General features: G+C 70.0%; 22 protein-coding genes. 10 read left to right on the top strand and 12 right to left on the bottom strand.

What is annotated here, in order from left to right:
* Positions 1-56: 56 nt before the first annotated feature.
* Complete coding sequence (locus tag LO762_RS01360) at positions 57-1406, top strand: ATP/GTP-binding protein (protein WP_230611694.1); 1350 nt, start codon at positions 57-59, stop codon at positions 1404-1406.
* Entirely contained in the window at positions 1321-1956 is a 636-nt protein-coding gene (locus LO762_RS01355; protein ID WP_255684436.1) for an RloB family protein, read from the top strand. The genes LO762_RS01360 and LO762_RS01355 overlap by 86 nt, the downstream gene beginning before the upstream one ends.
* 20 nt (positions 1957-1976) lie before the next feature.
* Here LO762_RS01355 and LO762_RS01350 read toward each other — a convergent pair whose 3' ends face one another.
* Positions 1977-3344 (bottom strand): cystathionine beta-synthase, encoded by a 1368-nt coding sequence (locus tag LO762_RS01350; protein ID WP_230611690.1) that lies wholly within the window; start codon positions 3342-3344, stop codon positions 1977-1979.
* A gap of 182 nt (positions 3345-3526) precedes the next feature.
* Here LO762_RS01350 and LO762_RS01345 point away from each other — a divergent pair, with 182 nt between their 5' ends.
* From LO762_RS01345 to LO762_RS01330, 4 genes are all read left to right on the top strand, one after another.
* Positions 3527-4516 (top strand): SGNH/GDSL hydrolase family protein, encoded by a 990-nt coding sequence (locus LO762_RS01345; protein WP_255684647.1) that lies wholly within the window; start codon positions 3527-3529, stop codon positions 4514-4516.
* 40 nt (positions 4517-4556) lie between these two features.
* Positions 4557-6062 (top strand): PQQ-binding-like beta-propeller repeat protein, encoded by a 1506-nt coding sequence (locus LO762_RS01340; protein WP_230611685.1) that lies wholly within the window; start codon positions 4557-4559, stop codon positions 6060-6062.
* Between the two features lie 134 nt (positions 6063-6196).
* Positions 6197-7414 (top strand): acetyl-CoA C-acetyltransferase, encoded by a 1218-nt coding sequence (locus tag LO762_RS01335; protein WP_230611683.1) that lies wholly within the window; start codon positions 6197-6199, stop codon positions 7412-7414.
* 244 nt (positions 7415-7658) lie between these two features.
* Complete coding sequence (locus LO762_RS01330) at positions 7659-9845, top strand: glycosyl hydrolase family 18 protein (RefSeq protein WP_230611681.1); 2187 nt, start codon at positions 7659-7661, stop codon at positions 9843-9845.
* A 125-nt stretch (positions 9846-9970) separates the two neighbouring features.
* Here LO762_RS01330 and LO762_RS01325 read toward each other — a convergent pair whose 3' ends face one another.
* The 7 genes from LO762_RS01325 to eno form a co-directional block, all read right to left on the bottom strand.
* The gene (locus LO762_RS01325; protein ID WP_230611679.1) at positions 9971-10777 is read right to left on the bottom strand and encodes a Bax inhibitor-1/YccA family protein; all 807 of its coding nucleotides are present in this window, start codon (positions 10775-10777) and stop codon (positions 9971-9973) included.
* A 44-nt stretch (positions 10778-10821) separates the two neighbouring features.
* Entirely contained in the window at positions 10822-11913 is a 1092-nt protein-coding gene (locus tag LO762_RS01320) for a class I SAM-dependent methyltransferase (protein ID WP_230611677.1), read from the bottom strand.
* Between the two features lie 279 nt (positions 11914-12192).
* Positions 12193-12987, bottom strand: coding sequence for a uracil-DNA glycosylase (locus LO762_RS01315; RefSeq protein WP_304523606.1), 795 nt, complete (start codon positions 12985-12987; stop codon positions 12193-12195).
* Positions 12984-13901 (bottom strand): Ppx/GppA phosphatase family protein, encoded by a 918-nt coding sequence (locus tag LO762_RS01310; protein ID WP_230611673.1) that lies wholly within the window; start codon positions 13899-13901, stop codon positions 12984-12986. Before LO762_RS01310 ends, LO762_RS01315 begins: the two co-directional genes overlap by 4 nt.
* A gap of 16 nt (positions 13902-13917) precedes the next feature.
* Complete coding sequence (locus LO762_RS01305) at positions 13918-14445, bottom strand: DUF501 domain-containing protein (protein WP_230611670.1); 528 nt, start codon at positions 14443-14445, stop codon at positions 13918-13920.
* Between the two features lie 14 nt (positions 14446-14459).
* Positions 14460-14795: a septum formation initiator family protein gene (locus LO762_RS01300; protein ID WP_230611669.1), complete on the bottom strand. Its 336-nt coding sequence runs from the start codon at positions 14793-14795 to the stop codon at positions 14460-14462.
* A 90-nt stretch (positions 14796-14885) separates the two neighbouring features.
* Complete coding sequence (gene eno / locus LO762_RS01295; RefSeq protein WP_230611667.1) at positions 14886-16169, bottom strand: phosphopyruvate hydratase; 1284 nt, start codon at positions 16167-16169, stop codon at positions 14886-14888.
* A gap of 259 nt (positions 16170-16428) precedes the next feature.
* Here eno and LO762_RS01290 point away from each other — a divergent pair, with 259 nt between their 5' ends.
* The 4 genes from LO762_RS01290 (at position 16429) to LO762_RS01275 (ending at position 19649) form a co-directional block, all read left to right on the top strand.
* Positions 16429-17481, top strand: a complete 1053-nt coding sequence (locus tag LO762_RS01290; protein ID WP_230611665.1) for an ABC transporter substrate-binding protein — start codon at positions 16429-16431, stop codon at positions 17479-17481.
* Positions 17478-18278, top strand: a complete 801-nt coding sequence (locus tag LO762_RS01285; RefSeq protein ID WP_230611663.1) for an ABC transporter ATP-binding protein — start codon at positions 17478-17480, stop codon at positions 18276-18278. The genes LO762_RS01290 and LO762_RS01285 overlap by 4 nt, the downstream gene beginning before the upstream one ends.
* Positions 18268-19152, top strand: a complete 885-nt coding sequence (locus tag LO762_RS01280; protein ID WP_230611661.1) for an ABC transporter permease — start codon at positions 18268-18270, stop codon at positions 19150-19152. The genes LO762_RS01285 and LO762_RS01280 overlap by 11 nt, the downstream gene beginning before the upstream one ends.
* Before the next feature lie 86 nt (positions 19153-19238).
* Positions 19239-19649, top strand: coding sequence for an Rrf2 family transcriptional regulator (locus tag LO762_RS01275; protein WP_230611660.1), 411 nt, complete (start codon positions 19239-19241; stop codon positions 19647-19649).
* 95 nt (positions 19650-19744) lie between these two features.
* Here LO762_RS01275 and LO762_RS01270 read toward each other — a convergent pair whose 3' ends face one another.
* The 4 genes from LO762_RS01270 to LO762_RS01255 all read right to left on the bottom strand — a co-directional run bounded on the left by LO762_RS01270 (position 19745) and on the right by LO762_RS01255 (position 23626).
* Positions 19745-19927 (bottom strand): DUF397 domain-containing protein, encoded by a 183-nt coding sequence (locus LO762_RS01270; protein WP_230611658.1) that lies wholly within the window; start codon positions 19925-19927, stop codon positions 19745-19747.
* A gap of 161 nt (positions 19928-20088) precedes the next feature.
* Positions 20089-20271 carry a DUF397 domain-containing protein gene (locus LO762_RS01265; protein ID WP_230611656.1) on the bottom strand — a complete coding sequence of 61 codons (183 nt, stop codon included), beginning with the start codon at positions 20269-20271 and terminating at the stop codon, positions 20089-20091.
* Complete coding sequence (locus tag LO762_RS01260; protein ID WP_230611654.1) at positions 20268-21074, bottom strand: helix-turn-helix transcriptional regulator; 807 nt, start codon at positions 21072-21074, stop codon at positions 20268-20270. The genes LO762_RS01265 and LO762_RS01260 overlap by 4 nt, the downstream gene beginning before the upstream one ends.
* Before the next feature lie 182 nt (positions 21075-21256).
* Positions 21257-23626 (bottom strand): penicillin-binding protein, encoded by a 2370-nt coding sequence (locus LO762_RS01255; RefSeq protein WP_230611652.1) that lies wholly within the window; start codon positions 23624-23626, stop codon positions 21257-21259.
* Positions 23627-23690: the final 64 nt, after the last annotated feature.

Genomic DNA, 23690 nt, shown 5'->3' with positions numbered 1-23690 from the left:
CAGGATCACCACGCGAGAACGGGTAGAACTAGCGTCGAGATGAGATTGGAGGCCACATGCTGCTGAGTTTCCGCGCCGCCAACCATCGCTCGCTCCGCGATGAACAGCACCTGTTGCTCACCCCCGTCTACCCTGACAGCGCTCCTCGCGACGCCGAGTGGGGGGCCGTGCCCGTCGTCGGTGTTTTCGGCCCCAACGCCTCAGGCAAGTCCAACGTCCTCGACGCCCTCACCTACATGCGACGGATGGTCCGGGGTTCCTTTCGGGAGAACGAGCCAGGCGCCGGCTTGGAGCGACACCCCTATGCCCTCGACTCATTCCAGGCCGAACCGTCCTCGTTCGTCGTTGACCTGTCACTACCCGGGCCGAACAAGACGGACATTCGCTATGAATACGGCTTCTGTGTTGACGACCGGCAGGTGACCGAGGAGTGGATGTACAGCTATCCCCTGGGCCGACGACGCCGTGTCTTCCACCGCACGCTCGATGGATACAGCTGGGGAAGCCACACCGCCGACTCGATGAGGAGCGTGGAGGACCTCGTCGAGTCCAACGTGCTCTTCCTGTCCGTCGCCGCTCGTTCCAAGCAGGACGAAGTACGCCCGGTCTATGACTGGTTCTTCAGGCAAGTGTGGGTCAGCAGGCCCGGAAGCTATGACCGGTACAGGGAGCCTCTCCTCTTCGAGCAGGACGACGCCTTCGTCTCCTGGCTCACCCGTCTGTTGCGCTCCGCCGACACGGGCATTCAGGGCACCGAGATCATCGAGGAGTCCGAGGAGGAGTTCGCGGCGCGGCTCGGCAGAGTAGGTGAGCGCGCCGAACGGCACGCATCGCGGATGCGCACCCTCGTGTTCCGGCACCGGGGGGAGCACGGGACAGCGCGCCTGGACTTCCGGGACCAGTCCACGGGCACGCGGTCCCTGATCGGGCTCAGCCGACCGATCTTCAACGCGCTGCGCCACGGCGCGACCGTCCTCATCGACGAGTTGGACGCGAGTCTGCACCCGTACCTCTCGGCCCACCTGATCGGACTGTTCCAGAGTCCCGACACCAACCCGCAGGGCGCCCAACTGATCTTCACCACCCATGACGCGGCGCTGCTCGGCCGCATCCAAGGCGTCGAGGTGCTGAAGCGGGATCAGATATGGTTCACGGAGAAGGACGAGTGTGGACGCACCGAACTGTTCCCGCTGACCGACTTCAAGCCCCGCAAGGACGACAACCGGGAGCTCCGCTATCTGGCCGGACGGTACGGTGCGGTGCCCACGGTCACCGACGAACTGGCCCTGACCGCACTGGCCCAGCGTGGAGCCCCCGACGATGTCCCCCCGGACGCCCAAGCCCGACGGCCGCAGTCCGAAGTTGAAGGCCAGCAGGCCGACCGACCTGGAACGACGCCCCGGTAGACGGCGGTACAACCCTCGCCATCTGATCATCGGTGAGGGCGTGACCGAACGGCTCTACTTCAGCGGGTTCAAACGCCGCGGGCTCCAACTCGAAGTCATCAACCTCGAAGTCGACCACCGAAAGGTGGTGGAGAAAGCCGCCGAGCGCAGGCGGACCGACGACTACGACACGGTCTGGTGCGTTCTGGACACCGAGTTGGATCCCAGGATGACGCAGGATCTCGCCAAGGCGGCACAAGACGGAGATGTGCGGCTCGTCCTGTCGGCGCCCTCCTTCGATTTCTGGCTCATCCTCCACAAGAACCCGGAGCACCGGCGTCCGTTCGGGAGCGCCGAGGCCGCGAAGCGGGAGTTGAAGCGGCTCGTCCCCGGCTGGGAACCGGGCTGTACCCACTTCGCGGACTTCTCCGATGGTCTCGATGGCGCGCGGAAGCACGCGGCGCTCATCGACCCGGGGCCGAAGCACGAGAACCATCTCTTCACCGAAGCCTGGAGACTCGTGGACTTCCTCGACCCCGGGAACGAGATCACCGACGACGGCTGCTGCTGAACTCCGCACCTGCCCGGCGGTCAGGAGGCCAGGTAGGTGAGGAGGTCTTGGCGGGTGAGCATGCCCTTGGGTTTGCCGTCGACGAGGACTACGGCGGCGCCGTGGCGTTCCAGGACTTCTACGGCTCGGGTGACGGAGTCGCCGGAGCCCAGGGTGGGGAGGGGGGAGGACATGTGGGCGGAGAGGGGGTCGGTGGGGGTGGCCTTGCCGGTGGCCAGGAGGGAGAGGAGTTCACGTTCGCCGATGGAGCCGACGACCTCGGCGGCCATGACGGGGGGTTCCTCCTTCATGACGGGGATGTGGGAGACGTCGTACTCACGCATGATGTCGATGACGGCGTGCACGGTCTCATGCGGGTGGGCGTGGACGAACTCGGGCAGTGACCCGCCCTTGGCGGACAGGACGTCGCCGACGGTGGCCTCGTCGGTGGCGGTCTCCAGGAAGCCGTAGTCACGCATCCACTCGTTGTTGAAGATCTTCGACAGGTAGCCTCGGCCCCCGTCCGGCAGCAGCACGACGACGACGGCGTCGGGCCCGGCGGAGGCGGCGACGCGCAGGGCGGCGACGACGGCCATGCCGCAGGAGCCGCCGACGAGCAACCCCTCCTCGCGGGCGAGCCGCCGGGTCATCGCGAAGCTGTCCTTGTCGGAGACGGCGATGATCTCGTCGCACACGGTGCGGTCGTAGGTCTGCGGCCAGATGTCCTCGCCGACGCCCTCCACGAGGTAGGGACGCCCCGTGCCGCCCGAATAGACGGAGCCCTCAGGGTCGGCCCCCACCACGCGCACCCGTCCGCCGGAGACGTCCTTCAGGTAGCGGCCCGCGCCCGAGATGGTGCCGCCGGTGCCGACGCCGGCGACGAAGTGCGTCACCAGGCCCTCGGTCTGCGCCCAGATCTCCGGGCCGGTCGTCTCGTAGTGGGAGGCGGGGTTGCCGGGGTTGGCGTACTGGTCGGGCTTCCACGCGCCGGGGATCTCGGCGGCGAGCCGGTCGGAGACGGAGTAGTAGGAGTCGGGGTGTTCGGGCGAGACGGCCGTCGGGCAGACGACGACCTCGGCCCCGTAGGCGCGCAGCACGTTCACCTTGTCGGCGGCCACCTTGTCGGGCACCACGAACACGCACTTGTAGCCGCGTTCCTGGGCGACGATCGCGAGCCCGACCCCTGTGTTGCCGGAGGTGGGTTCGACGATGGTGCCGCCCGGCTTGAGTTCGCCGGACGCCTCGGCGGCGTCGATCATCTTGACCGCGATGCGGTCCTTCACCGAGCCGCCCGGGTTGAGGTACTCGACCTTGGCGAGCACCTGGCCGGGGACCCCGTCGGCGACGCGGCGGAGCCGGACGAGCGGGGTGTTGCCGATGAGTGAGACGAGAGAGTCGTGTACCTGCACTGGACGTCCTTGTCGAGGCGCGTGTCGCGTCATGAGAGCTATGTCTGAAATGACTGTTTTGTGGGAATACTTTCAGTGTTTCGACACCGTTTCGTCCGGCCTTGACGCCCACGGGCCCCCGGACTCCTCGGATAGATTCCGAAACGACACTAACCCAGCTCGGGGCAGGGGTGAGCGAACACATGCTGAGGGCGCTGACGACCCGTCGCATCGTGGCGGCGGCGGCATTCGGGGGCGGCGGCCTGACGGTCCTGGGCGGCCTCACCTTCGCGCTGCTCGTCGCGGAGGCGAAGGCGGCACGGAAGATCATCCAGGGCTCGGCGGCACTCCTCCCGCCCGTCACCGACGGCCTGTACGGCGGCCACCTGCCGGGCGCGCCCCTGTCGTTCGCGATGCTCGGCGACTCGACGGCGGCGGGCATCGGCGTCGTCGAACCGGACGAGACGGCGGCGGGCCTGCTCGCGGCCGGGCTGTCGGCCAGCGCGGGACGGCCGGTGCGGCTGACGAACGTCGCGGTGTCCGGATCCAGGTCCGAGGCGCTGGAGGAACAGGTGGCCAAGGCGCTCGAAGCCGAGCCCGAGGTGGCGGTCATCATGATCGGCGCGAACGACGTCACGGCGCGTGTCCCGGCCGCCGAGTCGGTGCGGCACCTGGAGCGGGCGGTGTCGCGGCTGACGGCGGCGGGCGCCCGGGTCGTCGTGGGCACCTGCCCGGATCTCGGGTCGGTCGAGCCGCTGCTGCAGCCGCTGCGCTGGATCGCGCAGCGCACGAGCCGCCAGCTCGCCGCCGCGCAGACGGTCGTGGTGGTCCGCGCGGGCGGCCGTACCGTCTCGCTCGGCGACCTCCTCGGCCGCGACTTCGCCAGCGAGCCCCGCGAGTTCTTCTCCGCCGACCGCTACCACCCGTCCGCGCGAGGTTACGGCGCGGCGGCCGCAGCCCTGCTACCGTCGGTGACGGCCGCGCTGGACCTCGAACCCGAGGACCGGTTCGCCGAGGGAGTCCTGCCGCTGTACCTCGCCGCGGCCTCGGCCGCCGAGAAGCCCGGCACCGAGGTCGCCGCGCGCGGCGACGGCGCGCCCCGCTGGGTGACGCTGCTGCGCCGCAGGGGCACGGCTCCCGTCCGTCCCCGCGCCACCCCCGCCGTGCCGGAGGTCGCGCCCGGCATGGCCTGAGCCGCGCGCGGCCGGGCCCGACCCGCCCAGGAGACCGCCCATGGCCCGTCGCGCCCACGGCCGATCACCCAAAGTGATCATTCCCGCCCTCGCCGTCACGCTGCTGGCGGGCTGCTCCGACGACGGCGGAGGCACGGCCGGTGGGACGCCGGAAGCCGCCTCCGGGCACGCCCGCTGGGCCGACACCGGGGTGAACGCCGTCAGCCGCCCCATGACGTCGGGCGGCGTCACCGCCGTCACGGCCCTCACCAAGGACGGCACCCTCCAGACCGTCACCTACGACACCGCCACAGGCACCCGCCTCTGGACCACCCCTTCCACGATGAAAGGCCGCCCCTCGTCCTTGGGCGTGGCCCCACCCGCCGTGACCGGCAGCCTCGTCGCCACCCTGGAACCCACGGAAGCCGCACCCGAAACCACCGGGGGCACGCCCTCACCCGGAGCCGCAGGAGGCGCGCCGGGGCCTCGGCACACACACGGGGAGGCCGATCCCCGGGACGGCGGGCAGGAGGAGGCGCGGCGGACGCCCGGAGACGGCCCGGTCGGAGCGGGGCGGGTGCAGGTGGTGGCGCGGGACGCGCGGGGCGGGACGGTCGTGTGGCGGCGGGACGTCAAGGCGACGTGGGGGCCGGTCGCGTGCGGCGCGAACGTGTGCCTGCCCGAGGCTGCCGGGACGGCCAAGGCGCGGTTCACCGTCCTGGAAGGCGCCTCCGGCAAGGTGCTGTGGCGGCTCAAGGGCGTCGCGGAGGTCCAGCACGTGGACGCCGAACGGCTCGTCCTGCTCCGGCGAACCAAAACGCCCGAGGTCAGCGCGCACGACCCGGCCAGCGGCAGGCGACACTGGGCGTTCCCCCTGGACAACGCCGTAGGCGAGGGCGCCGACCTGGACGGCGGCTGGGCGTCCGGCGTCACGGAAGGCAGGCTGCTCGGCTATCTCGGCCCGAACGAGCAGGCCGGGAAGCTCACACCCTTCGGCTTCTTCGCGCTCGACCTCAAAAACGGCGAGCGCGTCTGGTCCCGTCCAGGGCTCCTGCGTGTCTATCCGGGAGCCAGTCCCGGTGTGGCGCTCGTCGCACGGAGGATGAACCGCAAGGGCGCGTACGGCGGCTTCACCCGGCTCGATCCGAGGACGGGCACGGAAGGCCCCCGCATCCCGGCGTCCAAGCTCCCGAAGGACACCCCTTGGTGGCTCTCCTTCCCCGCCGACCTCTCCTCGGTCGGCTTCCTCGCCGCGCGTAGGCCGGGCACCGCCTATTCGCTCGAAGGCGGCGGCGCCATCACCGTCGAGGGCCTGCGGACCTGGTCGTTCTGCACGGTGACGCCGTCGGAGCTGAGGATCAAGGGCGGCCTGAAGGGCTTCTACCCGACGGCCTCCCTGTGCCTGTACGACCTCGCGGAGGGCCGCAGGTCGAAGGACCAGGACGCGGCGCCGCCCGCCTGGTACACGGGCTCGGCGGACGGCTGGCGGGTGTGGCGTGATGAGCAGGGGGCGCTGCGCGCCGTCCGGGAGGGCGAAGGCACAATTCCGGGTATGTACGGGCTCTGACCCGCACACCGTTTCTGGATCGGCGCCTGGAGACGGACTACAGTACTGACGGGTAGGTAACTTGGGCCGACGGTGCCATCACCGCGGCCACACAAACGGATCTCACCCGTCCCGGTCCGAGGAGAAGAGGCATCATGCCCGAGGCAGTCATCGTCGCCACCGCCCGATCCCCCATCGGCCGCGCGTTCAAGGGCTCCCTGAAGGACCTGCGCGCGGACGACCTCACCGCCGCGATGGTCAAGGCCGCGCTGGACAAGGTCCCCCAGCTCGACCCGAACCAGATCGACGACCTGCTCGTCGGCTGTGGTCTGCCGGGCGGCCGCCAGGGCTACAACCTGGCACGCGTCGTCAGCGTGCTGCTGGGTCTGGACAACGTGCCGGGCGCCACCATCACCCGCTACTGCTCGTCGTCCCTCCAGACGACCCGGATGGCCCTGCACGCCATCAAGGCGGGCGAGGCCGACGTCATCGTGTCGGCGGGCGTGGAGCACGTCTCCGGCTTCGCCTACGGCTCGTCCGACGCGGGCGAGGGCACCACGAACCCGGTGTTCGAGCCCGCCGCCGCGCGCACCGAGGAGCTCGCCACGGGCGGCCAGGTCTGGCACGACCCGCGTGAGGACGGCGCGGTGCCGGACATCTACGTCGCGATGGGCCAGACGGCCGAGAACGTCGCGCAGATCCGGAGCGTGTCGCGGCAGCGGCAGGACGAGTTCGGCGTCCGGTCGCAGAACCTCGCCGAGAAGGCGATCGCGAACGGCTTCTGGGCGAAGGACATCACCCCGGTGACGCTGCCGGACGGCACCGTCGTCTCCTCCGACGACGGCCCCCGCGCGGGCACCACCTACGAGGCCGTGTCGCAGCTCAAGCCGGTGTTCCGTCCCGACGGCACGGTCACCGCGGGCAACTGCTGCGCGTTGAACGACGGCGCCGCGGCGGTCGTCATCATGAGCGACACCAAGGCCGCCGAGCTGGGCATCACGCCGCTCGCCCGGATCGTCTCGACCGGTGTGACGGGCCTGTCGCCGGAGATCATGGGCCTCGGCCCGATCGACGCGTCCAGCAAGGCGCTCGCCCTGGCGGGTCTGACGATCAACGACATCGACCTCGTCGAGATCAACGAGGCGTTCGCGGCGCAGGTGCTGCCGTCGGCGGACGCGCTGGGCATCGACTACGACAAGCTCAACGTGAACGGCGGCGCGATCGCGGTCGGCCACCCGTTCGGCATGACGGGCGCGCGCATCACCAGCACGCTCATCAACAGCCTCCAGTTCCACGACAAGCAGTTCGGTCTGGAGACCATGTGCGTCGGCGGCGGCCAGGGCATGGCGATGATCCTGGAGCGCCTCAGCTGACCTGAAGCGGCCAGCAGGGCGTCATCCGTGTTCGGCGGGTGGCGCCCTTCGGCGTTTCCCGAGGATGTCGTGTGTGTCAGGCGCCGGTGACGGGGTGGGCCTGGAACTTAGGGGTTGCTTAAGACGGGCATAAGCGGGGGTTCCCGCTCTTGCGTGAGGAGGATCACCGGCTTATTTTCGGGCCGAATCGACAGGAAACTTTCCTAACCATTCAGGGAAAGTCCACCGACAGGAGTCCGAGAGCATGCGAAGACTCACGACCTTCCTCGCGATGGCGGCGCTCTGCGTGCCGTTCCTCGCGGCCGTCCCGGCGTCCGCCGACACCCCGTCCACCGCGACCTACGCGCCCCAGGGCGACTGGGGCAGCGGCTTCCAGGGGTCCTACACCGTCAAGGCCGGCTCGGCCGGGCTCGCGAACTGGAAGCTGGAGTTCGACCTGCCCGCCGGCGTCTCGCTCAGCTCCGTCTGGGACGCCGACTACACGCGGTCGGGGCAGCGATACACGTTCACCGGCAAGAGCTGGAACGCCAACCTGGCGCCCGGCGCGTCCGTCAGCCCCGGCTTTGTCGGCGCGCCCGGCGGCGGCGTCGTCCCGGCCAACTGCAAGCTCAACGGCAACCCCTGCGACGGCGGCACCGTGCCGGGCGACGCCAGGCCGACCGCGCCGACCGGCCTGGCCGCCACCACCGTCACCGAGGACAGCGTCACCCTGAGCTGGCAGCCCGGCACCGACGACAACGGCGTCACCGGCTACCACGTCTACAGGGGCACCACAAAGGCCGCGACGGTCTCCGGCACCACCGCCACCGTCACCGGCCTCGCTCCGAACACCGCCTACACCTTCACCGTGCGCACCGTGGACACCGCCGACCAGGAGTCCGACGCCTCCGCGCCGCTGACCGTCACCACCTCCGCGATCGACGACACGACGGCGCCGAGCGTCCCGGCCGGCCTCACCGCGACGGCGACCAGCTCCTCGGCCATCACCCTCACCTGGACGGCCTCCACCGACAACGTCGGCGTCACCGGCTACGACGTGTACCGGGGGACGACGAACGTCGGCACCGCCACCGGAACCACCTACACCGACTCCGGTCTGGCCGCCGAAACCAGCTATACCTACACCGTGCGAGCGAAGGACGCGGCGGGCAACACCTCCGGCCCGTCGAACACCGCGACGGCCACCACCAAGGCCACCGACCCGCCGCCCGGCGACTACGAGAAGATCGGCTACTTCGCCCAGTGGGGCGTCTACGGCCGCAACTTCCACGTGAAGGACGTGCACACGTCCGGCGCGGCGGAGAACCTCACGACCATCAACTACGCCTTCGCCAACGTCAACGCCGATGGCCGGTGTTTCATGGTGAACGCACTAGGCTCCGGCGACGCCTACGCCGACTACCAGAAGTCCTACAACGCCGCCGCCTCGGTGGACGGCGTCGCCGACAGGTGGGACGACCCGCTGCGCGGCAACTTCGGCCAGCTCAAGCGGCTCAAGGCGATGTACCCGGGCCTCAAGGTGTACCTGTCGCTCGGCGGCTGGACCTGGTCCAAGTACTTCTCCAACGCGGCCGTCTCCGACACGGCCCGCAAGGCCCACGTCGCCTCCTGCATCGACCTGTTCATCAAGGGCAACCTGCCGCTCGGCGACGGCGCGGGCGGCCCCGGCGCGGCCAAGGGCGTCTTCGACGGCATCGACATCGACTGGGAGTGGCCGGGCTCGTCCGGCGAGGTCGGCAACGTCATCCGGCCCGAGGACAAGCAGAACCTGACCGCGCTGCTGCGCGAGTGGCGCACCCAGCTCGACGTCCAGGGCGCCGCCGACGGCAAGCGCTACGGCCTCACCATGTTCATGCCCGCCGACCCGGAGAAGGTCGCCGCCGGCATCGAGATCCCGCAGGTCTCCCAGATCCTCGACTGGGGCAACCTGCAGGGCTACGACCTGCACGGCGCCTGGGAGGGCACCACCAACCACCAGAGCAACCTCTACGACGTCCCGGGCGACCCCGGCACACCGAAGCGGTACTCGGTGGACTCCTCGCTCCAGGTCTACCTGGACGGCGGATGGCCCGCCGCGAAGATGACGATCGGCATCCCGATGTACGCGCGCGGCTGGAAGGGCGTCCCGGCGGGCGGCACGAACGGGCTCTGGCAGCAGGGCAACGGCGGCGCGCAGGGTGTCTGGGAGGTCGGCATCGACGACTACAAGGTGGTCAAGAACAAGCCGGGCACCGTCCACCGCGACGACGCCCACGGCGCTGTCTGGAAGTACGACGGCAACACCTGGTGGACCTATGACGACCCCGCGCTGGTCGCCCAGAAGGCCCGCTACGTGAAGGACAGGGGCCTGCTCGGCGCGATGTTCTGGGAGCTGGACGGCGACGACGCCGACGCCTCCCTGAGCACGGCCGCCGCCAACGTCCTCAAGTAAGGGAACAGCCGGGCCCGTCCACGAAGGGCGGGCCCGGCTGCGACCGTGCTGGTGTCCCCGGGGGCACCGACGGGGCGCAACCCTCCGCCGGTGCCCCCCAGGGGGACGTCTCAGTGAGGGGACGGCTAGTCGTCCCCGCCCTGGAGGATCGCGAGCAGACGCAGGATCTCCAGGTAGATCCAGACCAGGGTGCTGGTCAGCGCGAAGGCGCAGGCCCACGCGAACTTGGCCGGGACGCCCGCCTGGACGCCCCGCTCGATCATGTCGAAGTCGAGCATGAGGAAGAAGCAGCCGACGAGGATCGCGATCACGGAGAACGCGATGCCGATCGGGCCGTTCTCCCGGATGCCGATGCCGGTGTCGTTGAACATGCCGACGACGAGGTTCACCAGCATCAGCGCCATCAGCGCGACACCGGCGGCGACCACGTAACGGGTGAACTTCGGCGTCACCCGGATGATGCGCAGCGAGTACACGGCCAGCATCGCCGCGAACGCCAGCGCGGTGCCGAGGATGGCCTGGAAGACGATGCCGTTGTACAGGTTGTTGTACAGGTGGCTGATCGTGCCGACGGCGATGCCGTAGAACGCCGAGTACGTCAGCGTCAGCGGGCCGCTGGACTTGCCGCTGAAGCTCAGGTACAGGCCGATGCCCAGCGCGACGAGCACCGAGATGAGCGCGATGCCCATGCCCAGGTTGAGCACCCAGGCGACGGCGCCGGTGGCGACCAGCACGCCGAGGCTCGCGAACCCCTTGACGACGACGTCGTCAATGGTCATCGTCCGCTCGGCGGGCGGCGCGTAGGCCGGCTGGTCGTACATGCCCTGGAGCTCGGCGGGAGAGGGGGTGTACCCCATCCGTGCCTGCTCCCCTACCTTGCGGAACACGGGGTTCCTGCTCTCCATCACTGCCTCCAGCAGTCGTACTTTCATCCCATAGACGGACAGTGTCCGATATTGGTTCCGTACCCTGGCGATCACCTGAGGACGGCGGTCACCTCGTACACCCCGATTCTGCCGTTCTCACACGCCAGCGCGGTAGTGGCCAGATGCAGGGCCCACACCCGGGCGACGCCGTTGTCGTCCGTGCTGTCGGCGAGGTTGGCGGCCCAGGCGCGGAGCGTCCGAGCGTAGTCCTCCCGCAGCGCCCGCACCTCGCGCACCTCCAGGCCGACCGCGTCGAACAGGCCGGTGAGTTCGCCCAGCGTGGGCGTCTCCCCCTCCCTGCCGTAAACGTAGTCGCTGGTGAAGGGTCGTGGGACCGCGTCGGGCCGGTGCACCGTCTGGCGGGCCACGAGCCTGCCGCCGGGGCGGAGCGCGGCGGCCACCCGGTCGGCGAACCGGTGCACGGGTGTTGTCCCGGCGACCGAGACGACGGCGTCGAACCCCTCGCCGGGCGGGTCGGCGACGACGGTGACGCCCGGCGCGTCGGCGGGGAACGGGGTGTGGGCGGTGACGGCGATCTCCGGACGGGCGGCGGCGAGCCTCCGGGAGAACGCCGCGAAGCCCGCGTTCAGCTCCAGCACCGTCTCGCCGGGCCGCGGGTCGAGCCGTGCGATCAGCCCGTCCGCGTCGGCGTCCTGTGCCGCGGCGAGGTCGGCGGCGTCCGTCCAGGTGCCCACACCGGTGCCCTTCCCCGGCCCGGCCATCCGCGCGTACAGGCCGGGTGAGGTCTCGGCCATGAGCCCGCCCGCGTCCTCCTCGGGCGGCGCCTTCGGCTCGGGGCCGACCGCGCCGAGCATCACGGCCGTCCGGACGATCTCGCGTTTGTCGTCGGCGCTCAGCGCTATCGGCTCGTCGCCCCGGCGCAGCACCCGCTGGAGCGCGCCCAACGCGGCGTACACGTCGCCCTCGATGTCGAGTTCGCCGCTGACGAAGGCGCGGACGAGGCCGACCTCGCCCGGCTTCCACAGCAGCCTGCGCAGCGCCCTGCGGTCCCGGATGACAAAGACCGGGCCTTCCGCGCCGCCGATCTCGCTGCCGTCCCAGGCGCGCACCCGGACCGGCGGTTCGGGTCCGAGCAGCCGTACCAGCAGCGGTTCGAGTCTTCCCGCGATCCCCTCCGCCATGGCGTTCCCCCCGCTGTCGATCGTCTGGGCGGCGGCACCGGCCCGTCTGTGATCTTAGGCAGGCCGCGGACTATCCCATGCCCGGCGCGGACGGTGTGGCACGCGCCACGGGTCGGGCGGCCGGATGGGGCCCGGAAAAAATCCGCCGAAACCGCCAACCAATGGTGCTGAGGGGGCATCCCACTACGTGGGGAAGGGACAGGACCCGACGGGGGCGTTCAGCGGACTTCCGCTGAGCCCGGTCCTGTCCCACTCCCCCGGCTCCGCGGAACCCCCCGGTCAGACACCCGCGAGCGTCCTGGCCCGGTGGAACACCGCGTCGAGCATCTCCTCGGTCACCCGGCCCGTGAACGTGTTCTGCTGGGACGGGTGGTAGCAGCCCAGCACCGTCATATCGCCCGCCTTCGCCTCGACGGCGTGTCCGAAACGCGGCCGGGGCCGGGGCACCGGCACCCCGGCGGCGGCGAGCGACGGCCACAGCGCCTGCCACGCGAACCCGCCCAGCACCACCAGCACCCTGGGCCGCGTCAGTTCCAGCTCGCGGACCAGCCACGGACGGCACGCGTCGCGCTCCTGCGGCGACGGCTTGTTGTCGGGCGGCGCGCACCTGACCGTCGCGACGACCCTCGTGTGCAGGAGGCGCTGCCCGTCGCCCGCGTGGACGCTCTCCGGCTGGACGGCCAGGCCGCACCGGTGCAGGGAGGCGAACAGCCAGTCGCCGGAACGGTCGCCGGTGAAGATCCGGCCGGTCCGGTTGCCGCCGTGCGCGGCGGGCGCCAGCCCCACCAGCAGGATCGCCGGGTCGGCGGCGCCCCAGCCGGGCACCGGACGGCCCCAGTACCGCTCGTCCCGGAACGCCTTGCGCCGCTCGACGGCCACCCGCTCACGCCACTCGACCAGACGCGGGCAGGCACGGCACACCGACTCACGCGCGTCCAACTCGGGCAGCCCGGAAGCGGACGCGGCCAGCGCCGCCACGGCACCGGGATCGGCCGCGACGGGCGTGCCCGCGCCGGCCGGGTCGTCGGGCCAGCCGGTGCCGGGCGGGACGTACGGGGGGTTCCCGCCGCTCAGGCGAGACTCCAGGCGATCCCGTCCAGGATGTCGTGCTCGCTGACGACGACCGCGCCGAACCCGTACTCGCGCATGATCCGGTCCAGGATGAGGGAGCCCGCGCCGATGACGTCGACCCGTCCGGGGTGCATCACACCGATCGCGGCGCGCTCCTCGTGCGTCAGCTTCAGCAGCCGCCGGGTGATCTCGTGGACCTGCGCCGCCGTCACCCGCGACAGGTGGATCCGCCGCGAGTCGTACGCCTCAAGCCCGAGGTTGATCGCCGAGACGGTGGTGACCGAACCGGCGAGGCCCACCAGCGTGCGCGCCTCCCCGACCGGGACCTCCTGCCGGACGGCCTCCAGATGCGCGTCGATGTCGGCGACCGCGTTGGAGATCAGCTCCGGCGAGGGCGGGTTCGCGCCCCTGAAGTGCCGCTCGGTCATCCGGACGCAGCCGATGTTCACCGACTTGGCCGCCTCGACCTGCGACGACCCGACGACGAACTCCGTCGAGCCGCCGCCGATGTCCACCACCAGGTAGGGGCGCGGCGGGCGCAGCGCGGCCAGCTCACGGGTCGCGCCGGTGAACGAGAGCTGCGCCTCCTCCTCGCCGGAGACCACCTCGGGCTTCACCCCGAAGATCTCCACAACGCCGGCGACGAAGTCCGCCCTGTTGCGCGCGTCCCGGGTCGCGCTGGTCGCCACGACCCGCACCCGTTCGGCGCCGTGCCGTTCGATGAGCGCGGCGTACCCGCGCATCTCCTTGAAGGTGCGTTCCAGCGCCTCGGGCGCCAGCTCGCCGGTCTCGTCCACTCCCTGTCCGAGGCGTACGATGCGCATCTCGCGCTCGACGTCCTTCAGCTCCTCGCCCACGTCGGCGATGAGAAGCCGGACGGAGTTCGTCCCGCAGTCGATCGCGGCAACCCGCGTCATGTCACCCTCCCCGGCCCTAGCTGCCCTCTACGGCCGTTCCGCGGTCAATCATGACATCGACGCAGGGCCCGGAGCGCCACCATTGCGGGAGTTCGTCCAGTGCTTCCCGTCCGAAGGGATTGTTTCCGGGGGCCGCCAGTTCGTGACCGACGAGCGCGTGCAGGCACTTGACCCGTTCGGGCATGCCGCCCGCCGTCTGCATCGTCTCGGGCAGCCGGGGCAGGCCCGCGGCTTCGGCCGCCTTGTCGCGGCGCGCCCGGTAGTCCTCGTGCGCGGCCCGGTAGCGCGCGGCCAGCTCCGGGTCCTCCGCGAGACGGGCCTGCATGCCGCGCATGTCGCCGCGCTCCTCAAGACGTCCGATGGCCGAGGCCGCCTTGGGACACGTCAGGTAGTACAAGGTGGGGAACGGGGAGCCGTCGGGCAGGTACGGCGCCGTCTCGATCACGTCGGGGAGCCCGCACGGGCACCGGTGCGCGACGCTCGCCGCCCCCCGGATCTCCCGGCCCAGCTGGGCCTCGACAGCGGCAACGTCACGCTCTTCCAAACCGATACTCCCGCTTAAGGCTGCTCGTCGGCTGCCTCGACCGACCCCCACAGCGTCTCGTACCAGGGCGGCGCCTTGCGCTGCTCCTGCTCGCCTCCACCGTACTGGGAGGCGCCGCCCTCCCCGTCCAGGACGACGAAGCACTGCTCTCCGGGGTCGCAGTAGTGCAGCCGCCTACGCGCCTCGCCCTTGACGTAGTCCGGATCACCCAGGCGTGACTTCTGGGCGTTGAGGTCCTCGACGTCCGCGCGGGCCGCCGCCTCGCGCTTCTGGAGCTGGGCTATCTGGCTGCGCTGGGCGATGTACTCGCGGACGGGGTAGGCGAGGCTCAGCGCGATCGCGCAGAGCACCACGGCGAGGATCGCGGCGCGCGAGGTCAGATGGGACCTGCCCCCCGGGGTCGTCTCCCGGGGGGCGGGCCCGCCGCTCCGCGCGCTGATCTAGCCCTCCCAGGCGAACCGGGGGAAGGCGCCCGCGCCGGCGTACCGGGCGGCGTCGTCGAGCAGCTCCTCGATGCGGAGGAGCTGGTTGTACTTGGCGACGCGGTCGCTGCGGGCGGGCGCGCCGGTCTTGATCTGGCCGCAGTTGGTGGCGACGGCCAGGTCGGCGATCGTGGTGTCCTCGGTCTCGCCGGACCGGTGGCTCATCATGCACTTGAAGCCGTTGGTCTGGGCGAGGGTGACGGCGTCCAGCGTCTCGGACAGCGAGCCGATCTGGTTGACCTTGACCAGCAGCGCGTTGGCGGTGCCGGTCTTGACGCCGCGCGCGAGCCGCTCGGGGTTGGTGACGAACAGGTCGTCGCCGACGAGCTGGACCTTGCTCCCGATCGCGTCGGTGAGGGCCTTCCAGCCGTCCCAGTCGTTCTCGTCCAGCGGGTCCTCGATGGACACGAGCGGGTAGTCCGCGACGAGGGACGCGTAGTACTCGGCCATCTGGTCGGCGGACTTCTTCTCCGACTCGAAGGTGTAGGCGCCGCCCCCGTGGAACTCGGTCGCGGCGACGTCCAGGGCCAGCGCGACGTCGCGTCCCGCCGTCAGCCCGGCCTTCTGGATGGCGACGAGGATGAGGTCGAGCGCCTCGCGGTTGGACGGCAGGTCCGGGGCGAAGCCGCCCTCGTCGCCGAGGCCGGTGTTGAGGCCCTTGCCCTTCAGCACGGACTTGAGCGCGTGGTAGACCTCGACGCCCCAGCGCAGGCCCTCGGAGAACGTCGCCGCGCCGAGCGGGGCGATCATGAACTCCTGGATGTCCACGTTGGTGTCGGCGTGCGCGCCGCCGTTGAGGATGTTCATCATCGGCACCGGCAGCACGTGCGCGTTCGGCCCGCCGACGTAGCGGAAGAGGGGCAGCTCGGCCGAGTCGGCGGCGGCCTTGGCCACCGCGAGGCTGACGCCCAGGATCGCGTTGGCGCCGAGCTTGGCCTTGTTCGGCGTGCCGTCCAGGTCGATCATCACCTGGTCGATGATCCGCTGGTCGTCGGCGTCGTAGCCGACGATCTCCTTGCCGATCACGTCGTTGACCGCCGCGACGGCCTGCTGGACGCCCTTGCCGAGGTAGCGGTCGCCGCCGTCGCGCAGCTCGACCGCCTCGAACTGGCCGGTGGACGCGCCGCTGGGCACCGCCGCCTGGGCCTGTGTCCCGTCTTCGAGCAGGATCTCGACCTCAACGGTGGGGTTGCCGCGGGAGTCGAGGATCTCCCGGGCGTGTACGGCCTCGATCGCGGACACTGTGGCACTCCTTGTTCAGCATCACGGGGGTTGCCCGTCGAGCCTACCGAAGGGGTTCGGGTAGCCTCGGCGCGGCTCGCCGCCCTCCTGGGTGGCCACCTGTTACCGGATCGCGACCCACTATTCCTACCTATCAGGTTGACTTGTCGGGGCGGGAGCTGGTCTACTTTTCGCATCAAACCAGTCGGAATTATCCATCCGACGGCAAGGCACGACTCATCCCCCTAAATGCAGTCGGAAAGATGGAGTGTGGAGCGCGATGAAGCTCAGCAGGAGAAAAGCCCTCGCGGCGACCGCGGCGCTGGTGATCGGCCTTCCGGTGCTCGCCGCATGTGGTGACGACTCCGGCTCCGGGGACGGCGGCAAGACCACCGTCAACCTCGGGTTCTTCCCGAACATCACCCACGCCACCGCGCTCGTGGGCCTGGAGAAGGGCATCTTCACCGAGAAGCTCGGCTCCGACGTCAACCTCTCCACCAAGGCGTTCAACGCCGGCCCCGAGGCGATCGAGGCGCTGTTCGCGGAGGGTCTCGACGCGACCTTCATCGGCCCGAACCCGGCGATCAACGCCTGGGCGCAGTCCAAGGGCCAGGCCATCAAGATCGTGGCGGGTGCCGCGTCCGGCGGTGTCTCCCTCGTGGTGAACCCCGACAAGGTCAAGAGCCTGGACGACCTCAAGGGCAAGAAGATCGCCACCCCGCAGCTCGGCAACACCCAGGATGTGGCGATCCGCGCCTGGGCCAAGGAGCGCGGCTGGACGGCCAACCAGGACGGCACCGGCGACCTCTCGGTCATCCCGCAGCCCAACGCCCAGACGATCGACACCTTCAAGCAGGGCACGATCGACGGCGCCTGGGTGCCGGAGCCCTTCGCGTCCCGCCTGATCCTGGAGAGCGGCGCCAAGAAGCTGCTCGACGAGAAGGACCTGTGGCCTGACGGCAAGTTCGTCATCACCCACCTGATCGTCCGCCAGGACTTCGCCAAGAAGCACCCGGACATCGTCAAGAAGCTGGTCGACGCGACCGTCGCGTCGGGCGACTTCATCGCGGCCAACCCCGAGGACGCCAAGACCGCTGCCAACGCCCAGCTGGAGAAGCTCACCGGCAAGGCGCTGCCCACGGAGATCGTCGACGCCGCCTTCAAGGAGATCGACTTCACCAACGACCCGATCGCCAGCTCCCTGATCACCGGCGCCAAGAACGCCGAGGCGATCGGCCTGCTGGACCCGGTCGACCTGAACGGGATCTACGATCTCACCTACCTGAACGAGATCCTCAAGTCCCAGGGCAAGCCGGAGGTTTCCGCCCAATGACGCAGGCCCCCGAGGCCGCCGAGAGCCGGACCGCCGCCGCGGTCCGGCTCGCCGGTGTGTCCAAAGCATTCGGTTCCGGGAGCGGCGCGCTGCTCGCGCTCGACAACGTGTCGCTCGACGTCGCGCCCGGCGAGTTCGTCTGCCTGCTCGGCGCGTCCGGCTGCGGCAAGTCGACGCTGCTCAACCTCGTCGCCGACCTCGACAAGGTCAGCTCTGGAACGATCGACGTCGGCAACGCCCGCGTCGCGCTGATGTTCCAGGAGCCCGCCCTGTTCCCGTGGCTCACCGTCGCCGGCAACCTGGAGCTGGCGCTGCGCCAGCGCGGGCTGCCCCGCAAGGAGCGCGGCCCGCGCGCCTCGGAGCTGCTGGCGTCGGTGCACCTGAAGGGCTTCGAGAAGAAGCGCCCGCACCAGCTTTCCGGCGGTATGCGCCAGCGTGTCGCGCTGGCCCGCGCGCTCGCCCTCACCGAGTCCTACCAGGGCCGCCGCTCCACGCTGCTGCTCATGGACGAGCCGTTCGGCGCGCTCGACGCGATGACCCGCGACCTGCTCCACGACGAGCTGGAGCGGATCTGGCGCGAGCGGGACCTGACCGTGCTGTTCGTCACGCACAACGTCCGCGAGGCGGTGCGGCTCGGCGACCGCGTCGTGCTGCTGTCCAGCCGCCCCGGCCGCGTCATCGAGGAGTTCCCGGTGGACTTCGAGCGGCCGCGCCGCATCGACGCGCCCGAGGTCTCCGCGCTCGCCGCCCGCATCACCGACCGGCTCAAGGAGGAGGTCAGCCGCCATGGTTCTTGAGCAGAAGAGCGAGGGCGTGCCCGAGGCCGGCGTCAACCGCGAGCTGGCCGGCCTGGACGCGCTGGAGCTGACGACCAGCGCCAAGAAGAGCTTCCTGGCGCGGCTCTGGTCGGCGCTGTGGCCGATCGGCAGCGCGATCCTGATCTCGCTGTTCGCCTGGCAGCTCGTCGTCTGGTCGGGCTGGCGTCCGCCGTGGGTCCTGCCCGGCCCCGGCGACGTGCTGCCGGTCTTCTGGGAGACGCTCCAGGACCCGAAGACGTGGGACGCGATCGCGCTGACCATGCGCCGCGCCCTCATCGGCTTCACCCTCGCCGTCCTCATCGGCGGTGTGATCGGCGCGCTGGTCTCCCAGTCGTGGGTGCTGCGGCGGGCGTTCGGCTCGCTGATCACCGGCCTCCAGACGATGCCTTCGATCGCCTGGTTCCCGCTCGCCATCCTGCTGTTCAAGCTCAGCGAGGGCGCGATCCTGTTCGTGGTCATCCTGGGCGCCGCGCCGTCGATCGCCAACGGCCTGATCGCGGGTGTGGACTACACGCCGCCGATCCTGCTGCGCGCGGGCAAGGTCATGGGGCTGAAGGGCTTCGCCCGGTACCGGCACCTGATCATCCCGGCGTCGCTGCCGTCGTTCGTCGCGGGCCTCAAGCAGGGCTGGGCGTTCGCTTGGCGCAGCCTGATGGCGGGCGAGCTGCTGGTGATCATCGGCAAGCAGTCGGTCGGTACGCTGCTGACGTTCAGCCGTGACCTGAACCAGACGGCGACGATGATCTCGATCATGTTCCTGATCCTGGTGATCGGCATCGTGGTGGACCAGTTGTTCGGGTTGGCCGACCGTTCCCTGCGCACCCGCTGGGGCATGGACGACAAGAACAGATAAGACCGGGGAAGTGCCGCATCGCCCGAGGATGCGGCGCTTTCTCGGCTCTATACCCAACTAAACAAGTCGAGATAATCGGGGAGCCCGTGCAGATCACCGCCCGCGTCGAGTACGCGCTCCGAGCCCTGCTGGCCCTGGCCTCGGCCGAGCCGGCCCCCCTGACCGCCGCCGCGCTCTCGGAGACCCACTCGTTGCCGCTCACGTTCCTCCAGGCGATCCTCGGCGACCTGCGGCGCGCCGACCTCGTCTTCAACCAGCGGTTGCCTGACCCCGGCTACCGGCTGGCCCGCCCGGCCGCGACCATCACCGTCGGCCAGGTCCTGCGCGCCATCGACGGCAAACCCGCCGGCCGCCGCGCCGAACTCCCCGCCAGCGGCGCCGCCCTGGACGTCGTCCGCACCCTGGACGCCCTCTGGGCCGCCGCCGACAGCGCCCTCCTCAGCGTCATAGACTCCGTAACCCTCGCCGACCTCCGAGACGGCCGCCTCCCCAACTGACCCCAAGCCCCCGGGGGCGCCCAAAGCCCCGACCCCGTCGGCAGCGCCCCCGGCCCCTCCCCGCCAACACCAACGGCGCGCGGATTTCGGTCGGGCTAGAACACCTTGATGGCGTGGACCATCGCGCCGAACGCCTCGGGGCTGAACGCCTGGTGGCCGGTGCCGGGGTTCTTGGAATCACGGACGCCTACGGACCCGGGGAGCGAGGCGACCTCGACGCAATTGCCGCCGCCTCCACCGCTGTAGCTGGACTTTCGCCACGTGGGGCGAGTGCTCATAGTTCCTCCGTGACCCGATGTATCGGCGCACGCCATGTGGCGGCGCTGTCAGGGTGGTATCCGGGGGGCTGCTATCCAAAACGTGAGGGTGCCGGACCCCGGTGGAGGCTGGAACAGTGAAGCCCCCAGCCGTGGCGGTGGGGGCCGGTATTACGGTCGGGCTAGAACGCCTTGATGGCGTGGACCATCGCGCCGAACGCCTCGGGGCTGAACGCCTGGTGGCCGGTGCCGGGGTTCTTGGAATCACGGACGCCAACGGACCCGGGAAGAGGGGCGACCTCGACGCAGTTGCCTCCCTGACCCCCGCTGTAGCTGGACTTCCGCCACGTGGGGAGAGTGCTCATAGTTCCTCCATGATCCGACGGATCAGCGCACGTGACGCCGATTCGTCCAACGCCTTGAGTGAGATGCGTTCGTACTGTAGGGCATATCTTCGCACTTCAGACCCAGCCGAGACCAGCCGCCCCATACCGGGGGACTCGGTGTACGCGACGTCGCCGAACGCACCGCTCATCAGCTTGAAACTGCCGTCCGTTCCGGCATGCGCCCCCGCCGAGCGCGGAAGGACGCGGATACCGACCTTCCCCTCATCGGAAAGGTCGAGGAGGTGCTGGAGTTGTTCCTTGAGAACCTCCGTGCCGCCCATAGGCCATTCGAGGGCGCTCTGGCTGATGATGCACATGAGAGCGGGCGGCGACTCCCGCTCGAAGATTTCCTTCCTGGCCATGCGCTCGCTATGAAGCCGTTCGGGCTCCGGGGCACCCGATGCCACGATCACGGCACGGGCGTAGTCCTCGGTCTGGACGAGACCGGGAATGACGATGGCTTCGTACTCCTTGATGATCTCGGATACCGCTTCAATCGCGGTGTGCTGCTTGAACCATTCCGGGTCGTGGCCACGGGCGGCGTAGCGGACGAGGCAGATGAAGAGCGGTGTGGTGCCGTAGTGCGCGTCGAGCGCCTCCGCTTCCCACTCTTCCAGACGGTTGAGGTTGTTCTCCAGGCGGGAGACCGAAGCCTTGGAACTGTTCAGTACCTTCGCCAGTTGGTCGCCGGTCATGCCCGCCCGATGACGGAAGACGCGCACCAGGACGGCGATGAACGCCCACATCGATTCCATGGGCTCGGGCGAGGGGTTCGTGGGCATGGGGGGCGCGCCTCCGGTCCTGGGTGTTCCGGCTCTCCTTCAGACGCGAACAACGCTAGTCGATTTTTGCTCATAGCCGCACCGGAACAGAAGGAATCGGACAAGGACAAGGGAGGTGACGCAAGGATAATTGGAGCAATCCGCACAAATGCCGCAGATACCATTTGCCCCAAAAGTGGGTGCTAGGGGACTTCCCAGGGGGAGTTCGGCCAAGCGGAGTCGTGGTCGGGTGGGGGTGGGAGGTCGGGGGTGTGGTGGGGGTCGCGGCCCTTGGAGATGGTGAGGGTGACGGTGATGGCGGGGTCGCCGGGGTCGATGGAGGCGCCGGGGGCCGGGTCGGTGGCCATGACCTGGCCCTCCTTGTAGCGGGGGGAGTACTCGTGGTCGCCGACCTTGACGTCGAAGCCCATCGCGCTGAGGCGCTTGATGGCGGCGTCGATGCTCATGCCGCGCACGTCCGGCATCTTGACGTTGTCCTCGCCGGAGCCCTTGCGGAAGAACATGGACGGCGGGCGGTAGAACCGGCCCGCGGGGCTGCCGCTGAGAGCCGGGCCCATCGTGTCGCGCCAGATCGGGCCGGGGATCGACGCGCCGAAGACCGGGCCGCCGCAGTGCGTCGGGAGGCACACGTTCGTCATCGGGTGGCGGTAGCCGCCGCGCGGGTCGCCCACCCAGACGGCCGACGCCAACTGCGGCGTGTACCCGGCGAACCAGGCAGCCGAGTAGTTGTCCACGGTGCCCGTCTTGCCCGCCGCCGGACGGCCGATGCCGAGGCCGCGCGCGGTGCCCTTGGTGAACACCCCCGACAGCACGTGGTTGACGGCGTCCGCGACGCCCTTGTCGATCACCTGCTCGCAGTCGGCCTTCGGGACCGGGATGCTCTTGCCGTCGGCCCGGTTGATCCGGCTGATGGCGATCGGCTCGCAGTACTTGCCGCGCGCCCCGAACGCCGCGTAGGCGGCGGCGACCCGCAGCGGCGAGACGTCGTTGAAGCCGAGCGTGAACGACGCGAACTCCTGGAGCGGCTTGCCGTCGGCGCGGCGGATGCCGAGCTTCTTGGCCATCTTCACCGTGTCGCACAGGCCGACGCGCTTCTCCAGCAGCAGGAAGAACGTGTTCACCGAGTTCCAGGTGCCGGTCAGCAGGCTGAAGCTCTTGCCGCCCGCGCCGTCGGACGAGTTCGTGAGGACCTTGGTGTCGCTGACGTCCCTGCCCTTGCAGTCTTTGAAACCGCTGGGGGCGTAGCCGCTCGGCGCGGTGATGCGCTCGCCGATCGGGACGCCCTCGTGGAACGCGGCGGCCAGCGTGAACGCCTTGAAGGTCGATCCGGCGGCCATGCCGATGCTGGTGCCGTGCGAGGCGTCGGCGGCGAAGTTGATCCAGGTCTTGCCGCGCTCCTGGTCGGGGCCGAGGTCGCGGCCGACGTCCATGCCCTTGATCTCGCCGGTGCCGGGCTCGACGAGGACCTGGGCGGCCGCCTTGCCGTCCCGGTTCTTGGCCGGGACGTGCCGCAGGATCGCCTTGCGCGCCGCGTTCTGGACCTTCCAGTCCAGGGTGGTGCGGATGGTCAGGCCGCCGATCCACAGCAGCCGCTCGCGCTCCTCCGGGGTCTTACCGAAGATCTTGTTCGTGAGGATCTCGCGCTGCACGTAGTCGCAGAAGAACGCGGCCTTGCTTTCGGTGCAGCCGTTCTTGGTCTCGGTGATCTTGACCTTGAGCGGGCGGTCCTTCTCCTTGGCGGCGGTGGCGGCGTCGAGCACGCCGAGTTCGGCCATCCGGTCCAGCACGAGGTCGCGGCGTTTGACGGCGCCCTCGGGGTTGCGGCGCGGGTTGTAGAGGTTGCCGTTCTTCAGCACCCCGGCGAGGGTGGCCGCCTGGTTCAGCGACAGTTTGGACGCCGGGACGGAGAAGTAGCGCCGGGACGCGGCCTCGATGCCGTAGGCGCCGTCACCGAAATAGGCGACGTTGAGGTATTTCTCCAGGATCTCGTCCTTGGCGAACCGCTCCTCGATCGCGATCGCGTAGCGCAGTTCGCGGATCTTGCGGCCGGGCGTCGTCTCGACCGCGTCCTGGCGCTCGGCGTCGCTCTCGGCGTTCACGTACAGGAGGTTCTTCACGTACTGCTGGGTGATGCCGGAGCCGCCCTGCGGGGACGGGCCGCTGGAGCCGCCCATGTTCGAGGCCAGCGCGCGCAGGGTGCCCTTGAGGTCGAGCGCGCCGTGCTCGTAGAAGCGGGAGTCCTCGATGGCGATCACCGCCTTGGCGACGATCGGCGCGACCTTGGCCAGCGGGACGTCCACCCGGTTCTGCCGGTAGAACGTGGCGATCAGGGAGCCGTCGGCGGCGAGGATCGTGGAACGCTGCGGGGTGGCGAGATCACCGAGGTCGACCGGCTCGGTGAGCAGCCATTCGGCTGAGTCACGGGCCCCGACGCCCGCCACACAGGCGAGGGGGAGCACGAGCAGGGCGCTGAGCAGGCCCGCCAACGCGCTGTAACCCGCCAGACGCCTGGCGGCACCGGCCTTGCCGCGGCCGTGGGCGTCCGAGTCCATGGCGGACACCATAGACCGGACGTATGTCACAAAACCAGCAGCCCCCCGAGCCCTGCCCATGTCA

This window comes from Actinocorallia sp. API 0066 (genome assembly GCF_020991275.1).
Classification (GTDB): Bacteria; Actinomycetota; Actinomycetes; order Streptosporangiales; family Streptosporangiaceae; genus Actinocorallia.
This window is presented reverse-complemented; position numbering and strand designations above follow the sequence as displayed.

What these genes read in the sequence shown, in the direction of transcription:
- LO762_RS01360 (WP_230611694.1), top strand. Translation starts at nt 57, where the DNA reads ATGCTGCTGAGTTTCCGCGCCGCCAACCATCGCTCGCTCCGCGATGAA.
- LO762_RS01355 (WP_255684436.1), top strand. Translation starts at nt 1,321, where the DNA reads ATGTCCCCCCGGACGCCCAAGCCCGACGGCCGCAGTCCGAAGTTGAAG.
- LO762_RS01345 (WP_255684647.1), top strand. Translation starts at nt 3,527, where the DNA reads ATGCTGAGGGCGCTGACGACCCGTCGCATCGTGGCGGCGGCGGCATTC.
- LO762_RS01340 (WP_230611685.1), top strand. Translation starts at nt 4,557, where the DNA reads ATGGCCCGTCGCGCCCACGGCCGATCACCCAAAGTGATCATTCCCGCC.
- LO762_RS01335 (WP_230611683.1), top strand. Translation starts at nt 6,197, where the DNA reads ATGCCCGAGGCAGTCATCGTCGCCACCGCCCGATCCCCCATCGGCCGC.
- LO762_RS01330 (WP_230611681.1), top strand. Translation starts at nt 7,659, where the DNA reads ATGCGAAGACTCACGACCTTCCTCGCGATGGCGGCGCTCTGCGTGCCG.
- LO762_RS01325 (WP_230611679.1), bottom strand. Translation starts at nt 10,777, where the DNA reads ATGAAAGTACGACTGCTGGAGGCAGTGATGGAGAGCAGGAACCCCGTG.
- LO762_RS01320 (WP_230611677.1), bottom strand. Translation starts at nt 11,913, where the DNA reads ATGGCGGAGGGGATCGCGGGAAGACTCGAACCGCTGCTGGTACGGCTG.
- LO762_RS01310 (WP_230611673.1), bottom strand. Translation starts at nt 13,901, where the DNA reads ATGACGCGGGTTGCCGCGATCGACTGCGGGACGAACTCCGTCCGGCTT.
- LO762_RS01290 (WP_230611665.1), top strand. Translation starts at nt 16,429, where the DNA reads ATGAAGCTCAGCAGGAGAAAAGCCCTCGCGGCGACCGCGGCGCTGGTG.
- LO762_RS01285 (WP_230611663.1), top strand. Translation starts at nt 17,478, where the DNA reads ATGACGCAGGCCCCCGAGGCCGCCGAGAGCCGGACCGCCGCCGCGGTC.
- LO762_RS01280 (WP_230611661.1), top strand. Translation starts at nt 18,268, where the DNA reads ATGGTTCTTGAGCAGAAGAGCGAGGGCGTGCCCGAGGCCGGCGTCAAC.
- LO762_RS01270 (WP_230611658.1), bottom strand. Translation starts at nt 19,927, where the DNA reads ATGAGCACTCGCCCCACGTGGCGAAAGTCCAGCTACAGCGGTGGAGGC.
- LO762_RS01265 (WP_230611656.1), bottom strand. Translation starts at nt 20,271, where the DNA reads ATGAGCACTCTCCCCACGTGGCGGAAGTCCAGCTACAGCGGGGGTCAG.
- LO762_RS01260 (WP_230611654.1), bottom strand. Translation starts at nt 21,074, where the DNA reads ATGCCCACGAACCCCTCGCCCGAGCCCATGGAATCGATGTGGGCGTTC.
- LO762_RS01255 (WP_230611652.1), bottom strand. Translation starts at nt 23,626, where the DNA reads ATGGACTCGGACGCCCACGGCCGCGGCAAGGCCGGTGCCGCCAGGCGT.